Source organism: Corallococcus carmarthensis (assembly GCF_003611695.1).
Lineage (GTDB): Bacteria > Myxococcota > Myxococcia > Myxococcales > Myxococcaceae > Corallococcus > Corallococcus carmarthensis.
In genome coordinates this window covers 1-7789 of the sequence record NZ_RAWE01000322.1, presented here as the reverse complement: position 1 = coordinate 7789, position 7789 = coordinate 1, and the positions used below count along the sequence as shown (strand labels likewise).

General features: G+C 69.6%; 5 protein-coding genes. 3 read left to right on the top strand and 2 right to left on the bottom strand.

Features of this window, described 5'->3' with window-relative positions; translation table 11 throughout:
- Both D7X32_RS41760 and D7X32_RS41755 read right to left on the bottom strand, forming a co-directional pair.
- The coding region (locus D7X32_RS41760) for an adenylate/guanylate cyclase domain-containing protein (protein WP_244239473.1) at positions 1 to 714 on the bottom strand (714 nt) is incomplete at its 3' end.
- 67 nt (positions 715 to 781) lie between these two features.
- Complete coding sequence (locus tag D7X32_RS41755) at positions 782 to 1516, bottom strand: tetratricopeptide repeat protein (RefSeq protein ID WP_120608082.1); 735 nt, start codon at positions 1514 to 1516, stop codon at positions 782 to 784.
- Between the two features lie 75 nt (positions 1517 to 1591).
- On the opposite strand from D7X32_RS41755, the gene D7X32_RS41750 reads away from it, so the two are divergent.
- The 3 genes from D7X32_RS41750 to D7X32_RS41740 all read left to right on the top strand — a co-directional run.
- A complete protein-coding gene (locus tag D7X32_RS41750) occupies positions 1592 to 3997 on the top strand; it encodes an endonuclease MutS2 (protein WP_120608081.1) in 2406 nt (801 codons plus the stop codon).
- 81 nt (positions 3998 to 4078) lie between these two features.
- Entirely contained in the window at positions 4079 to 6157 is a 2079-nt protein-coding gene (locus D7X32_RS41745) for a putative metal-binding motif-containing protein (RefSeq protein ID WP_120608080.1), read from the top strand.
- An 83-nt stretch (positions 6158 to 6240) separates the two neighbouring features.
- Positions 6241 to 7789 (top strand): hypothetical protein (locus D7X32_RS41740; protein WP_120608079.1); only part of this gene is annotated, 1549 nt, incomplete at its 3' end.

The window sequence follows — 7789 nt, the reverse complement described above, 5'->3', positions numbered from 1 at the left end:
GCCCTGCCCCATGGCCGCGCCCACCGCCACCGCGCCCTGCCCCATGGCCGCGCCCACCACCGCAGCGCGCTGGCCCAGCACGCCCAGGTCCAGGGCCGGTACGTTCACGCGCGCCAGGGCCAGGTTGCCGTACGGCGGCAGCGAGGCCGCTTCTTCCGCCGTGGGCAGCACCGCGTCCGGCGTTGGCGCCAACACCCGGTAGGGCGCGCGCGGCACGCGGAAGACGCGGATCTTGCCGGGGATGCCCTTCAGCTCGAAGGCGCCCACCTCCTGCGAAGGCACCTCCGCCTTGTTCATGGAGAGGTAGACGGCCTCCGTGAAGAAGATCTCGTCCGCCTCGGTGATGCTTTCCACGCGCGCCGCGATGTTCACCGGCTCGCCGAAGATGTCGTTGTTCTCCACCCGCACCTCGCCCACGTTCACGGCGACGCGCACGTGGATCTGATCCTCCTCCAGGAGCGTGCGGTTGTGCTGCCAGAGCCGGTCCTGGATGGCGATGCCGCTCAGGACGGCCTGGGTGGGGGACTCGAAGGTGACCAGGAACGCGTCGCCAATCGATTTGATGATGCGTCCACCGAACGCCTTGAACAGCGGCGCGAGCAACGCGTCGTGCACCTGGAGCAGCCGCTGATTCTCCTCCAGCGTCTGCCGACTGGTGCGCTCGGTGAAGCCCTTGATGTCGGTGAAGACGATGGCGAGGTTGGCGGTCTTCAAAGCGGGGGCAGTGTATGCAGCGCGTCGTGCGAAGCAATCGCCGCGAACCGAGCCCTGTCGCTCGCTGTCAGCGCTTCGAAGGTTTGAGGGCCCGCATGTTGCGCTTCTCCGGGGCCGTCAGCTGCGCCCTCACCTTCGCGGCGAGCTGGGGCCTGTCCGTCCGCTCGTAGAACGCCGCCAGGGTCCTCAAGACACCCGGGTTGTCCGGCTGGGCGTCGCGGGCGGCCAGGAACTCCCGCTCCGCGTCCAGCTGGCGGCCCTGCTTCTCCAGCACCGCCGCCAGCTGCATGCGCACCTGCACCCACGCGGGCCGGGCCTTGGACAGGGGGCGGTAGTGCAGCTCCGCCTTGAGCCAGTCCCCCACCTGCGCCCAGAGGCCCGCGAGCCGGAAGCGCGCGTCGTCATAGGACGGACGCAGGGTCACCGCCCGCTCGTAGGCGCGGATGGCGTCGAAGGTGGCGCTCCGCTCCTCCAGGAGCTGCCCCTGGAGGAAGTACACGCGGGGGTTGTCCGGGGCCTCGCGCAGGGCGGCCTCCAGGTGGGACCCGGCGCGCTCCAATTCCGGGGCGCTGCCTCCCTTGAGGAGCAGCCGCGCGGCCTCCAGGCGCGGCAACTCCCAGCGGGGCTGGTTACCAATCAGCCGCTCCAGGGCGACGAGGGCTCCCGCATCGTTGCCCGCGGTCTCCAGCGCCAGTGCGTCCGCCAGCGGGCTGGGAGCCGCGGCCGCCTGCGCCGTCAGGACCGGCGGAGCCGGTGCGTCGGACGCGCCCGCCAGCACCGCCGCCACGAGAACCCACATCATGGTTGGCAGATAGCAGAGCCAGGTGGGCCACCTCAATACTTCCCCTTGACGGGCACCCGGCCTCGCATGAAACCCATGACTGTGCAGATTTCCCAAAGGACGTTGGAAGACCTTGGTTTCTCGGAAGTGCTCCGTGCGCTGACCCAGCGCTGCCGCACTGAGCCCGGAAGGGAGCGGGTGCTCGCCCGTCCATTCCTGGACACCGAGGCGGAAGTGGCCGAAGCGCTGGCGCTCGTCGACGAGGCGCGCTTCCTCTCGCAGCAGCAGTTCTCCCTGCCCCTGGGCGGCGTGACGGACCTGCGCACCGCGGTGGGCCACGCGGAGAAGGGCGGCGTGCTGGAACCCCGTCAGCTCATCGACGCGGCCCAGCTGCTCTTCGCCTTCGCCCGCACCCGCGAGGCCCTGGACGAGCGCAAGGAGCGCGTCCCCCGCCTGCTGGAGATCTCCAAGCGCCTGCCCTTCCTGGAGGCCATGGCGCGCCGGTTGGATCAGTGTTTCGAACCGGACGGAACCCTCTCCGACCGAGCCAGCCCCGAGCTGCGGGAAGCGCGGGACCGGGCGCGCGGCCTGCACCGGCGCATCAAGACGCGCCTGGACGAGATGCTGCACGACGAGTCGTTCATCCCCAAGCTGCGCGAGAACTACTACACGCTGCGCAACGGGCGGTACGTGGTGCCGGTGGTGTCCAACTACCGCTCGGAGGTGGACGGCATCGTCCACAACGCCAGCCAGACGGGGCAGACGCTCTTCATGGAGCCCCAGGCGATGGTGGGCCTGGGCAACGACCTGGCCATCGCGCAGTCGGAGGTCGCGGAGGAGGAGCTGAAGGTGCTCCAGGAGCTGAGCAAGCTCGTGGGCCGCGAGTCCTCGCGCATCCTGGAAGGCCTGGAGGCGGTGGCGGAGCTGGACGAGGTGGAGGCCATCGCCATCCTGTCCGCGGACCTGGACGCCACGACGCCCACGTTCGAGGCCGTGAAGGAGCTGCAGCTGCGCGGCCTGCGCCACCCGCGCCTGGTGCTCAAGGGCACGGAGGTGGTGTCCAACGAGGTGACGCTCACGGAGACGGCCCGGGCCCTGGTGGTGTCCGGCCCCAACGCGGGCGGCAAGACGGTGACGCTGACGGGCGTGGGGCTGTGCGCGCTGATGCTGCGCGCGGGCCTGCCCATCCCGGTGGGCGAAGGGTCGCGGATGCCGCTGTACCGCTCCGTGCACTCCACCGTGGGTGACACGCAGGACCTGAGCCAGGGCCTGTCCTCGTTCAGCGGCCACGTGACCCTGCTGCGCGACATCCTGTCGGCGGTGGGCACGGACTCGCTGGTGCTCATCGACGAAATCGCCGCGGACACGGATCCGCGCGAGGGCGCGGCCATCGCCATCGCGGTGCTGGAGGAGCTCTTGGGCAAGGGGGCGTTCGTCCTGGTGACGACGCACCTGGAGGAGCTCAAGGCGCTGGCGCACATGGATCCGCGCTTCCTCAATGCGCGCGTGGGCTTCGACTCCAAGCGGATGTCACCCACGTACCGGCTGCAGATGGGCGCGTCCGGCCAGTCGTCCGCCATCGACATGGCGGCGCGGGTGGGCCTGCCGGCTTCGGTGTGCGAGCGCGCACGGGAGCTGTCGCTCAACGCGGGTGGCCCGCTCACCAAGGCGCTGGCGGCCGCGGAGGACGAGCGCCGCAAGCTCAACGAGGAGCTGGAGAAGGCGCGCATCGCGGCGAAGGAGGCGGAGGCCCTCCGCGCGGAGCTGGAGAAGCAGCAGGTCGCCTTCGAGCGCGAGCGCAAGGGCCGGATGATGCAGTTCAACGAGGACGTGCACGCGGCCAGCGAGCACGCCGCCCAGGAGGTCCGCGACCTCCTGGTGAAGCTGCGCTCGGAGCAGAACGAGAAGGCGCTGTCGGAGGCGCGCATGCAGTTGCAGCAGCGCGCGGACGAGGCGCAGAAGCGCGCGGCGGCGGCCAAGGCGGAGCTGTTCCAGGTGGAGGCCCCGGGGCCCGCGAACCTCAAGGTGGGCGCGTGGGTGCACCACTCCGGCCTGGGCCGGGACGTGGAGATCCTGGAGCTGACGGAGGGCCAGGCGGTGGTGTCCGCGGGTGGCGCGCTGAAGATGCGCGTGCCCACGACGGAGCTGTCAGGCTCGCGTGGCCGCAAGCCGCAGCAGACGAAGTTCCCGGAGCAGCGGAAGGGCGAAGCGGCCCTGAAGCGAGCGGCCTCCGCGGCGCCGTCGTCGGTGGAGGCCACGAACTTCCGCTGCGACGTGCGCGGCATGCGCGCCGACGACGCGCTGGCGGAGCTGGAGTCGTTCCTGGACCAGGGCCTGCGCAGGGGTGAGGAGGCGGCGCTCATCATCCACGGCCACGGCACCGGCGCCCTCAAGCAGGCCATCCGCGACCACCTGGCCGCGTCGCCGTACATCCGCATGTTCCGCCCCGGGGAGAGCCACGAGGGCGGCGACGGCGTCACCGTGGTGGCCCTGCGCGGCTGAAGTCCCTCCTGTTGACGGGGGGTCGGGGTCTGGACGGCCCCGCTCACCTGCTCCGGGACGGGTTGAGTACAGTGCGGCGCCATGTATCGGCTCTGCCTGTTGGGATGTGTGTTGTTCGTGGCCGCCTGCGGGGAGAAAGCCCCCGACGAAGGCGCCATCCGCGTGTCCGTGACGTACGGCACCTTCAAGCCCGCGTGCGTGCGCGTGGAGGCGAAGGATGCGCAGGGGCACCAGGAGGCCACGGACATCCCGGCCACCGGGTTCAAGGCCCCCCAGAAATCAGAGGTCCTGGTGGCGGTGCGCCGCATGGCGGACTGGGACACGGCGATGAGCATCACCGTGTCGTCGTACGCGGAGGCCGCGGGGAACCGGTGCTCGGGTGCGGCGGTGGAGACGTTCTCCAGCGCGTCCCTCACTGTCGTCCCCAAGGAGTACACGCGCTTTGATGTGACGTTGAAGGCGGTGGACGCGGACGGCGACGGCTCTCCGACGGGCGTCGAGTGGGCGGGCGTCTCCGACTGCGACGACAAGCGGAGCGACATGCATCCGGGCGCATTGGAGACCTGCACCGGGACGGAGGACCTCAACTGCAACAAGCGGGTGGGCTGTCAGGAAGAGGGTTGCGTGAGCCAGGTCTGCGACGACGGCAACCCCTGCACTGAGAGCGACCGCTGCGCGGGCACAGGCCTCTCCGCGCTGTGCATGGGCACCGAGCGCACCTGCTCGCAGATCGCGACCTGCATGGAGACCTCGGGGACCTGCAACAAGGCCACCGGGGCGTGCGAGTTCAAGCCGCAGGTGACCGGGGCATCGTGCGTGGATGCCCAGACCTGCACCATCAATGACTATTGCAATGGAAGTGGCGCCTGCGTCAGCGGAACACCCACCCCCTGCCCCACACGGACCTGCTTCCTGCCCGCCACCAGTGGCTGCGTGGCGAACAATGATTGCAGTTACTCCCTGGACCCGGCGCAGGTGAACACGGCCTGTGTGAATCCGGCCAATCAGCGCTCGGGATGGTGCCGTGGAGGGGACGGCGCGTGCAGCGCGTTCCCCTACCGCCCCAGCAATTTTGATCCGGACACGGTCGACCCCGCCGACATCGCGGCCCTCACCACCACGGGAGAGGTGACCTTCAACACGGACACGCTCACGTGGGACCAGGACAACCGCGTGACGAACCGCGACAGGCTCAAGCCGAGGGCCATCACCGCCCAGAGCGGTAACCTGCAGGTGGTGCTGTTCCCGGTGAGTTCGTTGACACTGGGCGGACCGCTGCGCTTCACGGGGTCATTGCCCATCATCCTCGCCGTCTATGGGGATGCGAATCCCGGGCAGTACATCCTCGCCAATGGCCGTTTCAACGGCCCCACACTGCGCGGGGCCGGCGGCAACCATGGCCAATGCGGCTCCTCCACGGGCGCCACTGGCACCGTGGTCAGTGGCGAGGCGGAAGGCGGCGGTGGCGGTGGCCACGCGACCACGGGCGCGGCGGGAGGCGTGGGCTTTTCCGGCGGAAACGCGCGGAGCGGGGGCGATCCCCAGAACAGCGATCCCCTGCTGTTGCTGGGTGGCTGTGCCGGAGGCGACGGCGGAGGCACGGGCAACATGGCGGGAGGACAGGGAGGGGCCGGCGGCGGCGCCTTCCAGCTCTCCGTGGCGCGGACCCTGACCCTCCAGAAGGCCCTTTCCGTGAGCGGTGGTGGCGGTGCAGGCGGTCAGGCCAACAGGAACTCAGGCGCGGGTGGCGGCGGTGGCGGCGGCAGCGGCGGCCGGCTGATCGTGGAGGCCTTCGCGGTGAACCTGGAGAGCGGCGCCCGGCTCACCGCCAATGGCGGAGGCGGTGGCGAGGGAGGTGCGGCCAGGAACAACAACGAGGACCCCGGGGTCAACGCGAGCAGTGGCAGTGTGGACACCGCGACCCCAGCCGCAGGAGGCGTCACCACGTCGGTGAGCAAGGGTGAGGGTGGGCAGGGCGCCGCGAGGAACGGCGCGGCGGGCGCGGGGAAAAACGGCGGGACCAACAACAGCTATGAAGCCGCGGGCGGCGGCGGCGGCGGGGCCATGGGTCTCATCCACCTTCGGGGCATCCAATCCTGCACCGTGAACGCCAACGCCGTGCTCAGCCCTGTCCCCACGGGTGGCTGCACCCTCCCCTGACTCGCCGGGTCATGCAGCGCCTGGACTCGAGAATCAACGCCAGCGTTCTGGCGATGAGAGGTTAACGAGTACAGTGCGGCGCCATGCATCGGCTCTGCCTGCTGGGATGTGTGTTGTTGCTGGCTGCCTGCGGGGAGAAAGCCCCCGACGAAGGCGCCATCCGTGTGTCCGTGACGTACGGCACCTTCAAGCCCGCGTGCGTGCGCGTGGAGGCGAAGGATGCGCAGGGGCACCAGGAGGCCACGGACATCCCGGCCACCCAGTTCAAGACCCCCCAGAAGCCAGAGGTCCTGGTCGCGGTGCGCCGGAAGGCGGACTGGGACACGGCGCTGAGCATCACCGTGTCGTCGTACGCGGAGGCCGCGGGGAGCCGGTGCTCGGGTGCGGCGGTGGAGACGTTCGCGAGTTCTTCCCTCACCGTCGTCCCCAAGGAGTACACGCGCTTCGATGTGACGTTGCTGGCGAAGGACGGGGACAGCGACGGCTCGCCCACAGGCGTCGAGTGGGCAGGCATCTCCGACTGCGACGATACGAAGGGTGACGTGCGCCCGGGCGCCGAGGAGAAGTGCGACACGGCCATCGACTACGACTGTGATGAGAAGTTCGCGTGCGCGGATCCGGACTGCTCGGCGAAGACGTGCACGGACGGGGACCTGTGCACCGTGGGCAAGAAGTGTGTCGGCGTGGGCGAGGCAGCGCAGTGCGGAGGCGGCGAGCCGAAGTGCAAACAGACCGCGGGCCAGTGTGAGTCGGTGGTGAGGTGCGTGGCGGCCACGGGGGCATGCATCGATGAGACCGTGGTCGAGGGGGCCGCCTGCGATCCCGGGAACAAGTGCGTGACCCATGGCCGGTGCACGGCCGACAAGCAGTGCGTAGGCGACGTGAAGACGTGCAACTCGCCATTGGACGCGCAGTGCCAGGAATCCACGGGCAGCTGCAATTCGACCAACGGCCAGTGTGAGTACACTCCCAAGCCGGTCACCACGTCCTGCGTGGATGGCAACGTCTGCAATGACCCGGGCTTCTGCAATGGCAGCGGCGTATGCAATGGCATACCCACGACGTGCGCGCCAGTCGATTGCAAGCAGGCCCAGGGCTGCCCGCGCAATGGCTCCTGCTTCTATTCAACGGACTCGGCGAAGCTCAACCAGCCCTGCAGCGAGAACAATTCGGGAACGCCGCGCGTCTGCCGCGCGGATGGCGAGTGCGTCGCGTTCCCCTACACGCCGAGCAACTTCGATCCGAACACCATTCCTGGCGGCGAGATTGGTGAGCTGAGGACCACCGGAGCGGTGGTGTTCGACACGGATGCGAAAACCTGGACGCCCTCTGGGTCCGGCCCGAATGCGGGCGACGTCACCATCAAGACCCTGACCCAGCCTGGAGGGGCCCCGGAGATCCTGCTCATCCCGGTGCGGACCCTGGCGCTGGGCGGCGAGCTGCGCATCGTGGGCAGCCGTCCGGTCATCCTCGCGGTGTATGGGGATGCGACGTTGAGCCACGACATCCTGGCCAGTGGGCGCATCGTCAACGGTGCACCGGTCGCCGGGGCTGGCGGCAATCAGGCGTGCACGGCGTCGCAAGGCAAGAACGGGACGTACAGCGGTAACCAGGGCGGAGGCGGGGGTGGCG